Consider the following 16,738-nt stretch of genomic DNA (forward strand, 5'->3'; position numbering starts at 1 on the left):
CATGACTTGGTTGGGGTTGAGGGGATTAACCTCAAGGAAAATGGTGGCAGCTCTAGCGATATTGTCAGTGGCTATAGGAGTCACCAGTGTGGTTTCCCTTGTAGCCTACACGACTGGAGTTAGTGACTCAATAATTTCGGCCATAGAGACCTTAGGCCCAACGACAATCTTGGTACTTCCCAGCCACGGTTCCCTGCTGACCCAAGCTACGGTTACAAGGCTCGAGACCCTTCCATACGTGAAGGTAGTTTACCCTGTGGTAGAAGGTGGCGCAACTGTGAGTCTTGGAGGACAACAGACGTTCGTTTCCGTGGTGGGAGTGGATAACCTAAGTACTGTATTAGGGCAGGTGAATTTACAGTCTGGTAACGTGTACCCAGCGGCGATGGCCCCACTAGCGGTGATAGGTGCAGATGTAGCTAATCCAGGCAACGGAATTAGACTTCAGCCAGGAGACCAGCTGATTCTTCACCTCCAGGATGGAGCTGCTACAGTGGAGATCACTGGAATTCTGCAACCTAGTGGATTCAGTCCAATATCTGACTCCGACACTTCCGTTTTCCTACCACTGCAAGAGGCCATGGTTATTCTTAATAGAACGACCTACAGTATAGTGGCCTTGAAAGTGGACTCCGTCAAGGATGTCCCAATTGTCAGCAACTTAATCACCTATCTTTTCGGGAACAGTGTAACGGTAGCGTCGGTCCAACAGATAATTAACACCGTCTCCACCATAGTGTCAGGGCTCAGTTTCCTGCTCACCGCGGTGGCCTCTATATCTCTTTTAGTGGGTGCCATAGGGATCGCGAGCACTATGATAACCAAGGTGTATCAACGGATCAGAGAAATTGGAATCATGAAAACTGTTGGTATGAAAAATAGAGACGTATTGGGCGTGTTTCTCATGGAGTCTTTGATCGTGGGTGCATCGGGAGGTGCCTTAGGTGTAGTTCTGGGCACCTTCGGATCTATTGCTCTAGCTGCCCTCTTGAGCGGCGGAGCGAGGGCAGGGAGGAGTGCAAGCGGAGGTCTAGTCTCCGGTCATATAACGCCAGTGGTGACGCCTGAACTCCTAGTCGGAGCGGTTGCAATAGGCCTCGTGGTCAGCCTAGTGGCTGGGATATATCCAGCGTGGAGGGCGTCCAGATTGACGCCAGTGGAGGCTATAAGGAGGGAGTAATCCCTTTTTACTCTTCTACCAAGTGAACTACCACGCCCTTAAGGACGTGACTTCCTGCCCTGTGGTCCCAACTCATCAAGGGTAGAGGGTGAAGCTCCACAGGCACTGAGGGTCACCCCCGCATATTTGGATCTGCGCGTGATCCGTCTCACCCCTTTCTGGTTGATGGTTAGAGCATGGGCGTACTTCGCGGACCCTCGCCTCGAGGCGTCTCGGCGACGCTCACTACGTTGGTAACTGTCTCGATATGCCGTCTGGCAACTGTATTTGAGTAGAAGGGGGGCTGTCCCCCTCACGGGTGGTCTTCCCCCTTAACTCCCGTTAAGATAAATTCAATGGACTGTAGCCACACATGAAGCAGCAGTGATACGTTTTAGTGAATGAGTACGGCCCTTCCCACTACTTTTCTCTCCTGAAGTTCCTTATAGGCCTTGTTGACCTCTTCTAGAGGGTACTCTTTAAATACCGCTTTCACATCCTCTTCATGGACCATTTTGACTGCCTCCAGCACTTCTGTTGGCGTATAAGAGGCCGAGCCAAGTAGTGTTATCTCTCTCATCACCAATAACGCTGGCCTCACTATGTTCAGGGGTTCTCCTGTGACGTTACCTACTACGACTATTGTTCCTCTCCTCCTCACAGTCCTCATACTCTCATTAATTGTTGGAGCTCCGACTAACTCGATCACCGAGTCCACACTATCTACAGCCTTAGAGAACTCGCTATCAGTGACGACTTCGTCAGCCCACCTCTTGACGAACTCACTCTTGTTTTCTCCAGTCTGCGCTATTACCTTGGCTCCCATCCTTTTGAGTACTTGGATAGCATGTATGCCTACTCCTCCGCCTGCCCCCGTGACTAGTACACGATCTCCAGTCTTAACTCCTGCCAACTTTCCTGCATGTATGGCTGTGGCTACAGGGCATACAGCACCAGCGTATTTTCCGTATTCCCTATCTGGCAGTTGAAAGACGTTGGGTGTTGGTATTGGTACATCATCGGCATACCCTCCAGGCCTCCCCTCCCCTAGAAGTACCGCTTTCTCGCATAAGTTGGACATCCCTGTCTCACAGTAATGACATGTGCCACAGCTAACGTTGCCCATAACCCCTACCGGCTCTCCTTCCACCTCACCGTAGTTCTCGTGGCCCAAGATGAGAGGGGGTCTCAAGTTCTTGAACCCGCCCTTCCATATTACCAAATCCCTTCCACAGATTCCAGAAGCCTTCACCCTAACTATCGTATCTCCTTCTTTCACGTTAAGTTTTGCCTTCTCTATAGTAAAATCCCTTCCAAACTCCCTTAGTATTGCCACTTGGGTTTGTATTTCCATAAGATCGCGCTTAGTTAACAAGGTAAAAACTACATCTGAGGTTGTCGCGGCTACGAGCGGTACGGAGAATTTTACCTATAGGTAGGTAAAGAGAAGCTCACTGCAAACAGGGAAAGAATCTTACTTCCCAGTGACAGCAAAAACTACCTTCCGCTTGCCACGAGCTTTAACGGATCTTCCTCATCGAGTTCAATTAACTTCATCGCCTCCTCGATGGCTCTGTCCAACTGTGGATCCCTTCCCTTGGCGTAGTCTTGTGGGGTTACTTCTACTTCGATTGTTGGATCCGTACCGTAATTTTCCACTTTCCAACCCACGTCCTTGAACCAGAATGCGAACTGAGGTTGGGTCACTATGGTACCATCCACCAACCTATACCTAGGGTCTATTCCTATTACTCCTCCCCACGTCCTAGTGCCAACAACCGGACCAAGACCCAGTAGTTTGAAAGAGTGAGTGAATATATCACCGTCAGAGCCCGCATGCTCGTTAGTCACCGCGACCAAGGCCCTGGTTGGAGAATATGGAGGATATGGAACCGGCTTGCCTCTCCTAGGCACGTCGACTCCTATTCTCTTTCTAGATAGTTTCTCCAAAATTAGGTGGGAGACGTGACCTCCCCCATTGTACCTCACGTCTACGATCAGGCCATCCCGCTGAACTTCGAGTGGATAGAGCCTGTGGAACTCTGCGAATCCCCGTGGTCCCATATCCGGTATGTGAACGTAACCTAGCCTGCCTCCGCTCTTTTCATGTACATATCTCCTTCTTTCCTCAACCCAGTCCCTATAGATCAGGTACCTCTCGTCCTTCAGAGTTTTTACTGAAACCTTTCTCAATCCTTCTGGGGTCTGAAGTTCTAGAACTACCTGATCCCCGGCTCTATTAACTAGAAGGGACTGTGGAGGAATGTCGGGGGTTAACTTCACCCCGTCAATTGAGATTAGACAGTATCCCTCATCCGCTTCAACTCCAGGAGCTCTGAGAGGAGATCTCTCACCCTCGTTGGAGGGATCTCCCTCGTAAATCTTGGTAATCCTATAGCACTGGCCATCGAACTTGAAGTCGGCACCAAGTCCTCCCACTAGGTACGGTCTATCCAAGTCGTAATCGCCCCCCATCTCATAAGCGTGGGATGTACCTAGCTCCCCCTGCATCTCTTTTATGAGGTCAGAGAGCTCATACCTCGTGTTTATTCTTACTAGTAACTTTTCGTATTTCTCCAGTACCTCTTTCCAATCTACACCTCCCATATCATCTCTCCAGAAGTTCTCTCTCATCAACCTCCACGCCTCCCTTAACATTTGTCTCCACTCTAGCTCAGGCTCTACCGACACTTTCGCCCGGCTAAGGTCGATCACTCCGCTCTTTCTACCTGGCTCAGAGGAGTTTTGCTCCGGTTTCTTATCGGTGCTCACCACCCTGATTTGCGATCCCGCCCTCACCAGTATCCACTTGCCATCCCTTGAAAGTCGGAAGTCGTTGACTCCGGTAAGAAATTGTTCCTTGGTTAGGTTCTCTAGATCGAAGGACTCTATTGTACCATTCGGCTTCGAAGAAGCCGACCAAAGCCACGAGCTCAGGGCACCTTGAACTGGGAACGAGAGGAGGAACACCTTTCCTTTACTCACCTCCACCTTTGCGTAGTTCCCCTCCTCTATAGGGAAAACCTCTACTCTCCTTTGAATTCCTTTCAGATCTATTTCCTTTTCTTCCTGATTGGAGAAAACCTGCCTGTTGAATGGCGAGTCTGCTCCTCTCCTCAAAGTCACTAGATAGGGCTTGGTGGCCTTGGGAAAACTGTAGTCGAAGAACACTTGATCTAACGATGGATCTAAGGTCCTCTTTGAGAGATAGACGAGGTACCTTCCCTCTGGGTCGAAGGCTGGAGAGAAATCCTTAGCGGATGGAGTAGTGACATTTACTACTTCTCCTGTATCGGCATTGGCTAATCTGATCGACTGCACCTGTCGTGCCTCAGGAAAAGCGTAAGCCAAGAATTTCCCCTCAGGATGCCAAACTAAATCGTTAATCACACCATACTCCGATCTGTCCAACAATCTTGTCACTCCAGTCCTGACGTCCACAAGCCAGAGCTCGAACCTGTTGTTAGAAACTGCTACTCTCTCATCAGTTGGGGAAGGAACCAGCTCCTCTATCCTCCCTAGATCTAGGTCTAGCTTCCTTACTGAGTTGGTTCTGAAGTTGTGTACTTCTATCCGTTCCTCTCCACTGGAGTCCGAGACGGTGATCACGTTCTCGCGATCTAGGAAGGTCGTTAGTCTGTACCTAACGCCGTCTCTCTCCCCGATTTGGATAGCAGGACCATCCCAGTTTCTCATCACGAAGGGTTTTCCCCTTACAGTCAAAATCAATGTGTCCCCTATGTCTGAGATTGCGTATCCTCCGAGGTTCTTTTCTACCTCTACGAACTTCCTAGTCCTCTGCTTCCTCGTTATAGGCGCGGAGATCTCGATCTTCTTGAGGTTCTCCTCTTCACTGAAAAGGTATATATCTCCTCCGACCTGCATTACTATGCTCCTACCGTCGGAGCTGGCGTTCCTAGCGTAATATTTCCTGAAGTCCGTATGCTTCCTAAGGTCCTCTCCCCTTAGGTCAACCGAGTAAAGATTTCCTCTTCCCTCGTGATCCGAAAGGAAGTAGAACCTATCCCTAATCCATATGGGAGAGTTGAGGTTCCCATTGAGATTTAGGAATTTCTCGAACCTCCCAGTGTAGTAATCTATCCAGAACATTCCTCTAGTTCCTCCTCTGTACCCCTTCCAGTAAGGCAGGTCTATAGTGTTCCTCCCTATCACTACCGCCTTTTCACTCCACGCGATAGAGTTGGCCGGCCCGTAGGGAAGCCTCTCTGGATCGCCTCCCTTCACATCTATCTCAAACAATTCCCTCCATCTGGAGAATGGTCTGTGAAAGTCGGAGGACACTACTACCTTACCTTCCCTTGACCACCCTACCACCTCTGTGAATGGACTTCCAAAGAAGGTTAGCCTCCTAGGTTGATCACCTTCACTCTTCATAATGTAAGCCTCAGAGACTGTCTGATCCCCTACTTGGACTCTAGTGAAGGCTATCCACTCGCCATCTGGGGAGAACCTTGGTTTCATCACAACTCCGAAGTCTGAAGTGAGCCTGATAGCCTTACCTCCTCTACGATCGACCTTCCACAGGTCGTCCTCAGTAACGAAAATTATCTCGTCCTCGTGGACGTCTGGATGGGAATAGTAACCTAACACGTTCTGCACAGGACTAGAAACGTAAATAAGGGTTGCATCTAGACTTAACTGAAGTCTTGGACATTAGATTCCACGAACTCCGTCACTACTCTCCTACCGGAAGTCATCGCCCTCATTATGTCGTATTGATCCCTCAGTACGAGGGAGAACTTGAAGTTGTAATTGCCGACGAACTTGACACCCTTCGACTCCGCTATCCTCTTGAAGGACTCGGCCCTGCTCCTATCCATGAAGGCCAAGCTCCTCAAGCTCATTATCACCTCTCTCCTCTCAGCTTCCTTCAGCGCCAGATCGTGATACTTGTAAATGTTGGAGTCTATTGAGAGTTGGTCGCTCTGTGGAAGATCGGGGTACACCTCGTCTGGAAGGCAGTATATTCCCTGTCCCCTGTATTTGGTATTTGTGATTACTTCTACTCCTCTCCTCCTGAGGGAGTTTTGATAGAAAGAGATCAGTCTGCTAAACTCCGTCTTTTTCCAAGGATCCACTACTTCAAGCAACTGTCCTCCAACAGACTCCTCTTTCTCATATAGGGTGACCTTTAGACCATAGGACCTAGCAGTCAGTGCAGCCTCCATCCCCTTGATACCCCCTCCCACTATCACTATTTCTCCGCTTAGAGGGAATTTCGGCGTCTTCCTGTTCTCAAACCCCGTATCTGGGTTAACGGTGCATCTAACTTCTCCGTAACTTAGATCTCTACAAGCTTGGTTACACCTTATGCAGGGCCTTATCAGTTCTGGTGCTGTGACAGCCTTCCTCACGAAGTACGGATCAGCCAGAAGGGCCCTCCCCAGTGACACGAAATCTGCCACTTTAAGGACCTCCTCTACGTCGTCTACAGTAGTGACGGATCCAACTATTATGGAAGTCTTATTGGGCCTCCCTGGAAGCTTCCTGAACACATGAATGTGCTCGTAGTAGAAAGGAGCCGAGGATCCTGGAGGTGCGTTCCTTCCTGCCGAGAAATGGACATAGTCAACTCCCGTCAACGAGTTAGCTATTGCCAGTCCGTATTCCGGCCCATATCCATCTTCGTCGTACTCGAAGAGACTGAGCCTTATTCCGAGTACAACACTAACCTCGCTCTTAACGGCTTCGATTATCTCCTTCACGAACCGTAGTCTGTTCTCAAAGGAACCTCCGTACTTATCGGTTCTCTTGTTTGTGGCAGGGCTGAGGAATTGGTGGATGAGGTAACCGTGAGCTCCGTGGAGCTCTATCCCGTCGAAATTTGATGCCTGAGCAAGCTTTGCGGCCTTAACGAAGCTCTCCTGCACGTTTGTGATGTCCTCTACCGTCATCTCTCTAGCCACATGGTTAAAGTACCTCATTGAGCTAGGAGCCATGCTCTCCACACCGTTGATCTCTGGGCTTGCCTTCCCACCTGCGTGAACCAGCTGGACGAACACCGCAGCTCCGTGTCTATGTATACCTTCGGTCAATCTACGTAGTTTAGGGACCATCTTGGTGTCATAGAGGCCGAGCTGATTCCTCGACCCTCTACTATTGAGGTTGTCGATATAGGTATACTCAGTTATCACGATACCTACCCCTCCTGCTGCTCTCTCCTCAAGGTACCTCATGTGCGCCTCATTCGTGGTGCCGTCGGGATTAGCGAGGTTACTTATCATGGGAGCCATGACTACTCTGTTCCTGACTTTAAGATTCCCTATGTATCCAGGCTCCATTAACTTCATGAAGCGAGTCGGCCTCTCATTCGGACTTTAAGCATTTCTTAGATATTGACTAAGGAATAACTTCCCTCAGTTCTTCAACGCCCTAGAGAGGTGTCATTAGCTTCCCTTCTTCTTTGCTAGAATTTCCATCTCCATGCTCATCACTTCCTCCCCTCTTTGGTTTAGGGTAGTAAGAATTAACCTCACTCTCCCTTTATCTCCCTGATCTTCCTTTCCCTGCACTTTCACTCTAGCCCTTATTGAATCACCTATCTTGACAGCCTTTTTAGCTACACCAGAAAACTTATGGAGAGCTATGAAGCCCTCGCCAAAGGGATCCTCCCTTAGCTGATACGCAAGCCCTACAGTCAGTGAGGCCGTGAGCATTCCTGGAGCTATTCTAGAGCCATACCTGGTAGTTTTCCCGTATTCCTCGTCTAAAAATAATGGATTCAATGCTCCTGTCATGGAGGCGAAGACTACAATGTCTGCCTCCGTTACAGTTCTCCCCTTGGATTCCCAGACTTCTCCTTCCTTAAACTCCTCGAAGTACACGCTCGTCCTCTGGTTCGGTTGCTTAAAGAATTAATGAGTCTCCAGGTCATTTACAAGAATGGGGGTTGGGGGTGCGGGGCCTCGCCCTTCAGGGCGATGAGGGATAACCCCCTCATAGAAGTTAGAGTAGTGTAAACTATACTCATTCCTTCGCGGAACTATGATGCCTAACTCTGATTTCCTTCTCAAGTTAGAGTAGGTCTGTGATTCTTCCTTTCGTTATGGACATTCAGTCGTTAACGGTAGGAATGACTAACCATTACGAGGGAACCACTAAGGGGACAAAGTGAGTCGATCCTCAGGCTGATCATAAATAACACATCAAGAAACGAAATTTGTGTAGCTGTTCCCTTGGTGATACCCCTAGTTTTATTTGGTAATTTCTTCAGCCTCCCTTGGTTAAAAGGACCTAGCGCGAGAAGATCCCAACAAGGTTTCCTATCGGCTCATAAGCAGCGAATCCCCTTTTGCTTATCTCTCTTAAGTGCCTTTCGACCTCTGAGAGTCCTAGCTCTCGTCCTATCTGTACCAGTCCTTTAGGAAAGTTGAACCCCAGCCTCATCACTGTATCTACGTCCTCAGTCTTCACCACTCCCGTCGACACCAGCCAGGCTGCTTCGTTTACTGCGAGGGAGATCAATCTGGCGAAGGGAACCTTAGGAGGTGTCTGGATATTGGGCTTAACGAATTTACCTGGGGTGGGATAAGAATAGAAACCTCTGCCGGATTTCACTCCTAGCTCGCCCCTTTTTACCTTGTCGAAGTAAAGGGAGCAAGGAACGTCTGTCATCCCCCTGTCCTTTAGAACCCTCCATATATCGACTATCACGTCTATTCCGGTGTAATCCGCGAGCTCAAACATGCCCATGGGTAGACCTAACGCCCTAGCCGTGGCATCAACCTCTTCTATGGTAGCCTCTCCTGCTTCGACTTCCCTGCACGCCTCCTGAAGTAGTCTTATGAAGACCCTGTTGGAGACGAATCCTGGAACCTCGTATGCAAGCTTAACTGGGACTTTTCCTAGGGACCTAGCGAATGATACTCCCCTCTCCAGCGCGGTCTCCGACGTAAACTTGCTAGGGATGATCTCCACCAGCGGCATTAATGGGGGTGGATTGAAGAAGTGAAGACCAACCACTCTTTCTCTGAACTCAACGGAAGACGCTATCTCGCTTATGGGAATAGAGCTCGTGTTGGTAGAGAGAAGGGCCTCAGGGCCTAGGATCTCTTCCAAATTTCTGAACACTTGGACCTTGAGGTCTAACTTCTCAGGTACTGCCTCAATAGCCACGTTTGCCCCTTCCCAGCACTATAGTCCTTGGAGAAGGTGAGCCTACTAACTACTTCGTTTACTTCCCTCACTTGACCCCTCCTACTCAGCCTATTAAGGGAGTCTAGTATCCGTTCTCTGCCTCTTGCCAGGAACTCTTCGGCCACATCCACCACAACTGTGTCGTAACCGTTCATGGCTGAGACTTGTGCTATTCCAGCCCCCATCGTTCCAGCTCCAACAACCAGGACCTTCATTAAGGGGAAGGAGAGGTACGCTAATTAAACTTAACTGAGAGTTATTTTCGTGAGGGTCGGTCTAGTATACTTTGGAGGACAATACAATCACCTCATAATGAAGGTTCTTGAGTGGATTGGAGTTGAAGTGACGAAGCTAGAACCACACGCTGCTAAGTTCGATGACTTCGACGCGATCGTTTTGAGCGGCGGACCTCAATCTGTTTACGAAGGTGGCCAAAATGTAGAGAGGATTTCCTCCGCGGTGAGGAACTCCTCAGTTCCTCTTTTAGGAATATGCTTTGGACATCAGCTCATAGCTCACGCCTTAGGTGGAAGAGTCAACAGGGCCTCAACTCCAGAGTTCGGACTAGTGAAGGTGAGAGTAATAGAGCAGGATACAATACTGTCTGGGTTCACTGACTTTTCCGCTTGGGAAAGTCATAACGACGAGGTAATAGAAGCCCCTCCAGGCTTCATAGTATTGGCGGAGAGTGACTTCGCCAAAGTTCAGGCTATGGCAGAGCCTAAGTCCATGAAGTTCGGTGTCCAGTTCCACCCAGAGGTGAAGCATACTGAGGGAGGTACTAGACTGTTCGAGAACTTCGTGAGGGCCGTGAGGAAGTGAAGGACCGAAGGACTCGAACTGTTACGGTCCCATATCACTGATGAGAGATTAACAATCGCCTCTGCGATAGAAGTGAAGTTGTGATGTGATATTTGAGTCGACTTCATCTCCGCCCCAAAGGGCTAGGCCTTTCCCCTTAACCCCCCTCTTTTGTAAGCTGAACGAGATAGAAGTCCTGTTCAATGTAAACATTCTTCGCTGCGAAGCAATCGCCAACAGTCTCAACTAGCCCATAGAATTAAATTCTCTAGTTTCGAGAATTAAGAATAAGCACGCTAAACTAGGGTTGACTCTCGAGGAGTTGTAGTGGTAAGGAAATATAAGTGGGTCTCATCAAGAGAACGAGGAACATTTCCAATGGCCGCTGTAAAGCCCGAGACGCGAGAACCGTTATTAAACCCGAATACTACGAAGTCTGAACTCTATTGACAGAATGTAACGATCAGAGTGAGAACTCTCAATATTTCATTAAGATTTGTAAAAATTTAATTATCTATTAGGTCAAAATATCCTTAAACTTTCATTTCAGCAGTAGCGACTCATACTCCTTGGCGAACTTGGTGCTTGTCCTCACGTCCGCGAAGAGCTTAACTGCCTCCTTAATGTCTTCTGGAGTTATCGCTGACCTGCCACTCCTCTCCGCTATAACTTGGAGAGGTTCCAGTAGCTCCGAGATGTACCTCAGGCTCGTGCTCGTACCCAAATTCGTAAGCTCCTCTATACTTTCCTGCGTTAACTCCACGTCTAACTCCTCGGCCCTTATCTTGAGTATCTCTCGTATCTCCTCCTGGTCGTAGGGACGAGTAGGAATTATGAGCAGCCTATCAAGGAGATCTATAGGAATTCCGTGAGGTGATTCTACATCAGTACCTCTGATCTTGGTAATTCCCCTGTTGGTCGCCAGAATCAGTATAGGCGAGAGCTCCGCCTCCAGGGCCTTGGTGAGGAAGGAGAACGCCTCAACGTCCAACATGTGAGCATCATCTATGAAGAGCACTCCAGGGACAAGCTCTGCGCTGTTTTCCTTCAACATCTTACTAACTAGCTTATCCGTCTGCTGTCTGACGTCCTGATTGACTTCACCTCCAAACAGGGAGGATAGTATGCCGAAGCCGATGTTTTGTGCCGCTAAGTTTAGGTCGATGTCACTTAGGGTTAGGGTATTGACTATTTCCTTCTCTTTCTTTACTGGACCGCTGGGTACTTCCACGTACTTTGTGCTCTCTATGTCGTAGTACTTAACTCCCTCCACACCCTTTGCCCTTCCGGTCTTGACAACGTCTCCTGTCTCCGCATCTATCCATATCACATCCCCTTTCTTCACGTTATACTTATAGAGTTGGCTGGCTACTAAGTCCCCGACCTGGATGGTCTTCTGTTCGTCCTTGGTGGCCAGAGTTAACTCTGCCTCCCTCGGTACAACGGCCATTGGGTTAGCCCTGCTCCTCGCTATCTTGACTTTGACGTCCTTAACCACCCCCTCGTAGACCTGTCTCTTCTGTCTGACCCTTATCCCTATGGACTTCCTCACAGCCTGTGTGAGGACTTCAGTCTTCTTGACTTCGGTTGAGTATATTTCTGAGGCGTTTATTGCACTGAATGGCGTGTCCTCTCCCAACTCCTTGGCTATGGCGAAGGCCAGGGCCGTCTTCCCTGTACCGCTAGGACCCACGAAGAGTATGCCTCTTCCACTCATCTTACCTTTCCTGACTAGCTCGACCACTATTCCAGCGGCCTCCCTGGCCTGTACTTGTCCCACTAGACCGTCGGCCACGAGCTTGGCTTTCCCCTTCTCGTCTAGCCCAAGTCCCTTTATGTGGCTGTGTATACTTGCTCTCCTTTCTACCTTCTTTACTTCCCTGATCTCCGCCATGACGATTTCGTGATCACTTATAAGAGGGGCTTATGAATTTTTCACATACGTGGCCGGTGATGAGGACCTTTGGGTGTGAGCTTGTGAAGACACGGCGGCTGCCTGAGGTCGTATGAGGTGAGCGCTTGAGGCACATACACCTATCGGTAGGTAAGCTTAGTGTGGATGTCATAGTCAGGCTAGAGAGAATTCCAGACGAGGAGGAGAACGTCAATACTGACCTGTTAGAGGTGGGTCCTGGAGGGGCGGCCACAAACTACGCTGTGACCGCATCTAAGCTAGGTGACTCCGTTAAGCTCCTAGCAAAGGTTGGGGAGGGGGAGCTCTCCACCATGGTGATGCGTCGGCTAGCATCAATGGGTGTGGGGCTTGATTACGTGGAAGAGGTGGAAGGCCCGCAGAGCGCAGCCCTCATTATATTAGGGAGTGATGGAAAAAGGAGGATAGTTCGAAGACCAGGTGCTGGTAGTTCGTTGAAGAGGGAGGAAGTAGAGAAACTGAGTGGCCTCTTCGATGTAGTCCACTATGCGTCGGTTCCAGCAGGAATAGTGGTAAGGGATCATAGGTCCAAGCTGACAACCTACGATCCAGGACCTTTGGCCCAAGAGGCGAGAGAGTTCGAGGTGGACGTGGTGTTCGTCAATGAGGCAGAGTGGAGAAAGCTGGGGGGCGGTAAATTCAAGTCTGCTGTAATTAAGATGGGTGAGAAGGGAGCCACCACCACCGGAGAATTGGGCGAGTGCAAGGTCGAGGCACTAAAGGTCGAGCCTGTGGACACCACTGGGGCAGGTGACTCCTTCGACGCGGCATTCAACTACGCCCTAACTAAGGGAAGGAGTGTGGAGTGGTCCCTTCAGTTCGCCTCTGTAGTGTCTGGGCTCAAGGTTACTAGAGTAGGGGGGACTAGTTCTCCTACGATGGAAGAGGTGCTGCACCTGATGGCCAGGTCCCCTCCTAGGGTGAAGTGTACTTGATAGTTGCTTTCGTGGACATTGACTACTTCTTTGCCCAGGTGGAGGAGATTCTCAACCCCTCCTTAAGGGGGAAGCCGGTGGTGGTATGTGTTTACTCTGGGCGATCCCTAGACAGTGGGGCAGTGGCGACGGCGAATTATGTGGCTAGGAAGCTCGGTGTAAAGGCTGGTATGCCAATAGTTAAGGCTAAGGAAGTTGCCCCTCAGGCGATCTACTTACCTATGAGAAGGGAACTCTACGAGGAAGTGTCCAGGAGGGTGATGAGCATCCTCAGGAGGGTATCTGCGAGAGTTGAGGTTGCAAGTGTGGATGAGGCTTATATAGATCTCACAGAAGTGGTGGAGGACTTCAATGAAGGGGTGAAAGTGGGAAGGGAACTTAAGGAGGTGATAAAGACCGAGACCGAACTCAGCGTTACGGTGGGTCTTTCTATAAATAAAGTATTCGCCAAGGTCGCAGCCGAGTCTGTCAAGCCTGGCGGTTTTAAAGCGGTGGGGCCAAACGAGGTCGAGAGGCTTATTGAGGAACTTGACGTAAAGGACATCCCTGGAGTTGGGCCAGTAATAGCCGAGAGGCTACAGAAACTCGGAGTGAGGAAGCTCACGGACGTGAGAAGTGCGGTTCGATTCGTGCTCTCCAAGGCCATAGGAAGGGCAAAGACCGAATATTTGCTGGCCCTCGCTGAGAACAGATACTTCCCTCCGGTGGAAGAGAAAGTAAGGAAGACGAGTGGGAGATATCTAACGCTCACCTCCAACACGAGGGACTTCGATGAAATTGTGACAGTCCTGAGGAGATCTGTAGAGGAAGCCTATAGGAAGACGGAGGGGCTCCCTACTAGAGTTGCTGTAGTCGCAATAATGGAAGACTTGGACGTAGTAAGTAGAGAGAGGAGCCTAGAGCACGGTCTTACTCAAGACTCAGCTTTCGAGATAGCGAAGGAATTACTGAAGGAAGTACTCAGAGACGACCAGAGGAAACTGAGAAGAGTGGGGGTGAGACTCGGCAAGTTCGTTAAGCCCGGGGGTCTAGACAAGTTCCTTAACCTCCAGCGAGATTAATCCCTTCACAGCCTTGGTTATCTCTACTAGCTCTTTCACCGATCCCAAAACCTCAACGTTAGTCAATAGTGGGATCTTCCTCTGGGGAGTCACGTAACTTCTCCATATTACTTGGCGTAACTTTTCAAGGTCTTCAGACACGCCTTGAGCTTCCACTAGAACCCTAATCCCTCTAACTAGAGATCCATGATCGCGTGGGACTGACCCAGTTCTGTCTAACAGGGCCACGAAGAACGGAGAACCCTTATTCCCTCTGAAGGAGATGCAAAGGACGTAGTCTCTTCTACTGGCAATGGGAGCCACAGCTAATGTCTCAACACCCGTTCCCTTGGCGACCTTTGGAACCAGAAGAAGCATGCTTCCGAAAAAGAAATTATGGAAAAAAGGGATTCGGTTTAACCTTATAATATAGCTGGGGGCATTATAGCTTTTCATATTTGATATTAACCCTCAGTCATTTGTCTTCCTCAAGGTCGAGCATGAATTCATCATTTTCTTCCCATTACCCAGAGGATCTCAACTCACACGTCTTGACTACAAAATATTCATATATGATCTAGTGGGAACTGTTCACATCTTCGTAGAGCATCAAATCATAGATCATATTATAGGCGTTGTAGGTTCCAGGACCAGTAACGTAGTTCCATCCATAATGAGCTGGTGTTGGGTTAGCTCCTCTTGTTACTGGTATCCAAGCTGGAAGGCCCTCCTCGACACCGTGGGGAGTCTCAACTATTCCGTTGTAGGAGATGTGGTAAAGTACGTAGTTCAGAGCACCTATTCTTTGTCCAGTGAGTGCTACCATGGCCGCAGTCATGGGAGCTGCTCCACTAGTTCCGTACCACAAGTAAAGTTGCCCCTGATATATCAATGGTAGACCAAAGCCGAACTCTGGTATGTCGTATCCTCCCGCTGAGACGAAAGCTATGTCTGGGTACGTTCTCACATCAGTGGGGGTTAAAGGTATCAGAGAGGTGAGTTCGTATGATTGGACTGGGAAGACTAGACTGGAACCCCCCGTACTGTAATCCCAGCCTGAAATGGAGTCCACTGAACCTGAGGCGGAAGCGTTGATGAATATCCCGCCCACCGACGTAACTAGAGGGTCTGACTCTGGGTACCAAATGGTGTTGTAGGTGTCTATGACGAAGTTAGGTGGATGGTGATCTGTCTCGTAGCCCCAGTCTCCTGACGCTGCCAGAACCGACGTGCCTTGTTCTGCGAACTGCACCATCAGGTTGTGTATTGCGTAGAGCATGGCAGGGTAGTAAGCAGCCAAGAAGGACTCGGGAAGTGTAACCGAAATAGAAACCTCGGTGGGATTTATGTAGTTCGCCATTATGTAGTACTCATAGTAGTAATTTAGCAAGTTTCCGACCAAGGCTTGTCCTCCCACATATCCGTCGCTAAACACGAGGACAACGTTGGCGCTTGGCGCGAAAGCACCGGAGTACTCGACATCTAATTCGTTCTCTCCCGACTGTCCGGAGGAGGTGTCGTTACCTAGGGTGAACACACTAAGCGCGCCTGTTCTAGAGGGAGAGAAAAGGCTCCAGAAGTAATAAGCGTCGCTCTCGTTTATGTAAGATTCTGGAACTCCCTCTATGGCTATCACGCTCCCCTCCCCTGTTTTCCCCTTGTCGTAGGCCTCGGTGAAGTTGAAGTACTGCTGCAACGTGTTGGGAAGAACGAGCACCTTGGAGATGAGGCCATTCCCGTTGGGACCTCTGGTAGAGGTGATGTTCAGGTGCCATGGCTGGGAGATGGCTTGGTAGACTTTGGGATCTAGGTTATCTATGCCTATTATTCCTAAGACGTGTTCACCTACTGAGTAGGGCAAAGATGGAGTGACGTTGTTGGTGAAATAGTAGAATGGACCTACATCGACGAACCCCTTCTCACCGAACCAATAGATGTCCTTCAGTGGGTAATAGTAGATGTTTATGTGAGTGTTGAAAGCCCTTTCTATTTGTCCTACAGTTCCGTTAAAGGTGAGGATTAGGCCGTAGTCTCCAGTGAGCCTAATACCGTAAGAACGCAGGTAGTCCTCTAACGACCTCTTGTAGGAATCGGTTGGATAATAATAATGCCTGAACTGGGAAGGTGAGAGATAAGGCGACCTCTCCGAGATAATAGCGTTCAGTTGGAGGTATAGAGAAGAGTAGTTAGTGAAATTCAATATTACCGCAAAGGGGAGATCCTGAGAGGAGGGAAGTGGTTCCACGAACTGAGAATCTGGAAGTACACTGTACTGTGGAGAGGAAGTAGTGATGTAGTAGGTGGTGTTAGCTGACAAGAGGAGTCCAGATCCCAAACCAATTAGAAGAGGTAGAAGGATTAAGGGACTTAGTTCGCGCCTCATTTAACTGAACTGAGTGAGCAAGAATAAATTCTTTGGTTAAGAATCTGCATCTATCTCTACACTAATGTGTGACCGACAATCCGAATTCTAGAATGTCGCCAGACCCGAGTAAACTATCTCATCCTTAAGAACGGGGCTTCTAGGTTTCCGGTGACTTTCACGGTACCCTCATTCCTCATTTGTGGAGCTTACGTACCTAGACCCATGCCTCTCGTTGAGACACGGGCTTCGTTTACGGTTCTCTTACGTTGTTACCTTTACCTCCGCTTTCGGGGTACGTCCGAGTCTTTTGAATGTTAGTTCCTAATTTACAAACTGGGGGTCGAGGGG

General features: G+C 49.3%; 12 protein-coding genes and 1 pseudogene. 4 read left to right on the top strand and 9 right to left on the bottom strand.

What is annotated here, in order from left to right; translation table 11 throughout:
• The first annotated feature begins 1 nt into the window (after position 1).
• Positions 2 to 1,180, top strand: a complete 1,179-nt coding sequence (locus tag HS1genome_RS05900; protein WP_126450000.1) for an ABC transporter permease — start codon at positions 2 to 4, stop codon at positions 1,178 to 1,180.
• 373 nt (positions 1,181 to 1,553) lie between these two features.
• On the opposite strand, the gene HS1genome_RS05905 is transcribed toward HS1genome_RS05900, so the two are convergent.
• From HS1genome_RS05905 to HS1genome_RS12600, 6 genes and pseudogenes are all read right to left on the bottom strand, one after another.
• Positions 1,554 to 2,513: a zinc-binding dehydrogenase gene (locus tag HS1genome_RS05905; protein ID WP_179950434.1), complete on the bottom strand. Its 960-nt coding sequence runs from the start codon at positions 2,511 to 2,513 to the stop codon at positions 1,554 to 1,556.
• Between the two features lie 143 nt (positions 2,514 to 2,656).
• Entirely contained in the window at positions 2,657 to 5,770 is a 3,114-nt protein-coding gene (locus HS1genome_RS05910; RefSeq protein WP_126450001.1) for a S41 family peptidase, read from the bottom strand.
• A gap of 44 nt (positions 5,771 to 5,814) precedes the next feature.
• On the bottom strand, positions 5,815 to 7,470 hold the full coding sequence (locus tag HS1genome_RS05915) for an oxidoreductase (protein ID WP_126450002.1): 1,656 nt from the start codon (positions 7,468 to 7,470) through the stop codon (positions 5,815 to 5,817).
• 96 nt (positions 7,471 to 7,566) lie between these two features.
• Positions 7,567 to 8,004: a MaoC family dehydratase gene (locus HS1genome_RS05920; protein WP_126450003.1), complete on the bottom strand. Its 438-nt coding sequence runs from the start codon at positions 8,002 to 8,004 to the stop codon at positions 7,567 to 7,569.
• A gap of 409 nt (positions 8,005 to 8,413) precedes the next feature.
• The gene (locus tag HS1genome_RS12595) at positions 8,414 to 8,794 is read right to left on the bottom strand and encodes a 3-hydroxyacyl-CoA dehydrogenase family protein (protein WP_232018802.1); all 381 of its coding nucleotides are present in this window, start codon (positions 8,792 to 8,794) and stop codon (positions 8,414 to 8,416) included.
• A pseudogene (locus HS1genome_RS12600) lies at positions 8,768 to 9,531 on the bottom strand (3-hydroxyacyl-CoA dehydrogenase family protein); the annotation flags it as partial. The pseudogene HS1genome_RS12600 and the gene HS1genome_RS12595, both read right to left, overlap by 27 nt.
• A gap of 49 nt (positions 9,532 to 9,580) precedes the next feature.
• Here HS1genome_RS12600 and guaA point away from each other — a divergent pair.
• Positions 9,581 to 10,138, top strand: a complete 558-nt coding sequence (guaA, locus tag HS1genome_RS05930) for a glutamine-hydrolyzing GMP synthase (RefSeq protein WP_126450004.1) — start codon at positions 9,581 to 9,583, stop codon at positions 10,136 to 10,138.
• Positions 10,139 to 10,658: 520 nt separating this feature from the next.
• On the opposite strand, the gene HS1genome_RS05935 is transcribed toward guaA, so the two are convergent.
• Entirely contained in the window at positions 10,659 to 12,011 is a 1,353-nt protein-coding gene (locus HS1genome_RS05935; RefSeq protein ID WP_126450005.1) for a RuvB-like helicase, read from the bottom strand.
• A gap of 125 nt (positions 12,012 to 12,136) precedes the next feature.
• On the opposite strand from HS1genome_RS05935, the gene HS1genome_RS05940 reads away from it, so the two are divergent.
• Together HS1genome_RS05940 and HS1genome_RS05945 are read left to right on the top strand one after the other, a co-directional pair.
• Entirely contained in the window at positions 12,137 to 12,985 is an 849-nt protein-coding gene (locus tag HS1genome_RS05940) for a carbohydrate kinase family protein (RefSeq protein WP_126450006.1), read from the top strand.
• Complete coding sequence (locus tag HS1genome_RS05945) at positions 12,982 to 14,046, top strand: Y-family DNA polymerase (RefSeq protein WP_126451343.1); 1,065 nt, start codon at positions 12,982 to 12,984, stop codon at positions 14,044 to 14,046. The genes HS1genome_RS05940 and HS1genome_RS05945 overlap by 4 nt, the downstream gene beginning before the upstream one ends.
• Here the strand turns inward: HS1genome_RS05945 and HS1genome_RS05950 are convergent.
• Entirely contained in the window at positions 14,014 to 14,403 is a 390-nt protein-coding gene (locus HS1genome_RS05950; RefSeq protein ID WP_126450007.1) for a hypothetical protein, read from the bottom strand. The two genes, HS1genome_RS05945 and HS1genome_RS05950, sit on opposite strands and share 33 nt — an antisense overlap.
• A 199-nt stretch (positions 14,404 to 14,602) precedes the next feature.
• On the bottom strand, positions 14,603 to 16,408 hold the full coding sequence (locus tag HS1genome_RS05955) for a S53 family peptidase (protein ID WP_126450008.1): 1,806 nt from the start codon (positions 16,406 to 16,408) through the stop codon (positions 14,603 to 14,605).
• Positions 16,409 to 16,738 lie beyond the last annotated feature (330 nt).

This window comes from Sulfodiicoccus acidiphilus, assembly GCF_003967175.1.
Lineage (GTDB): Archaea > Thermoproteota > Thermoprotei_A > Sulfolobales > Sulfolobaceae > Sulfodiicoccus > Sulfodiicoccus acidiphilus.

What these genes read in the sequence shown, in the direction of transcription:
- HS1genome_RS05900 (WP_126450000.1), top strand. Translation starts at nt 2, where the DNA reads ATGACTTGGTTGGGGTTGAGGGGATTAACCTCAAGGAAAATGGTGGCA.
- HS1genome_RS05905 (WP_179950434.1), bottom strand. Translation starts at nt 2,513, where the DNA reads ATGGAAATACAAACCCAAGTGGCAATACTAAGGGAGTTTGGAAGGGAT.
- HS1genome_RS05915 (WP_126450002.1), bottom strand. Translation starts at nt 7,470, where the DNA reads ATGAAGTTAATGGAGCCTGGATACATAGGGAATCTTAAAGTCAGGAAC.
- HS1genome_RS12595 (WP_232018802.1), bottom strand. Translation starts at nt 8,794, where the DNA reads ATGACAGACGTTCCTTGCTCCCTTTACTTCGACAAGGTAAAAAGGGGC.
- HS1genome_RS05935 (WP_126450005.1), bottom strand. Translation starts at nt 12,011, where the DNA reads ATGGCGGAGATCAGGGAAGTAAAGAAGGTAGAAAGGAGAGCAAGTATA.
- HS1genome_RS05950 (WP_126450007.1), bottom strand. Translation starts at nt 14,403, where the DNA reads ATGCTTCTTCTGGTTCCAAAGGTCGCCAAGGGAACGGGTGTTGAGACA.
- HS1genome_RS05955 (WP_126450008.1), bottom strand. Translation starts at nt 16,408, where the DNA reads ATGAGGCGCGAACTAAGTCCCTTAATCCTTCTACCTCTTCTAATTGGT.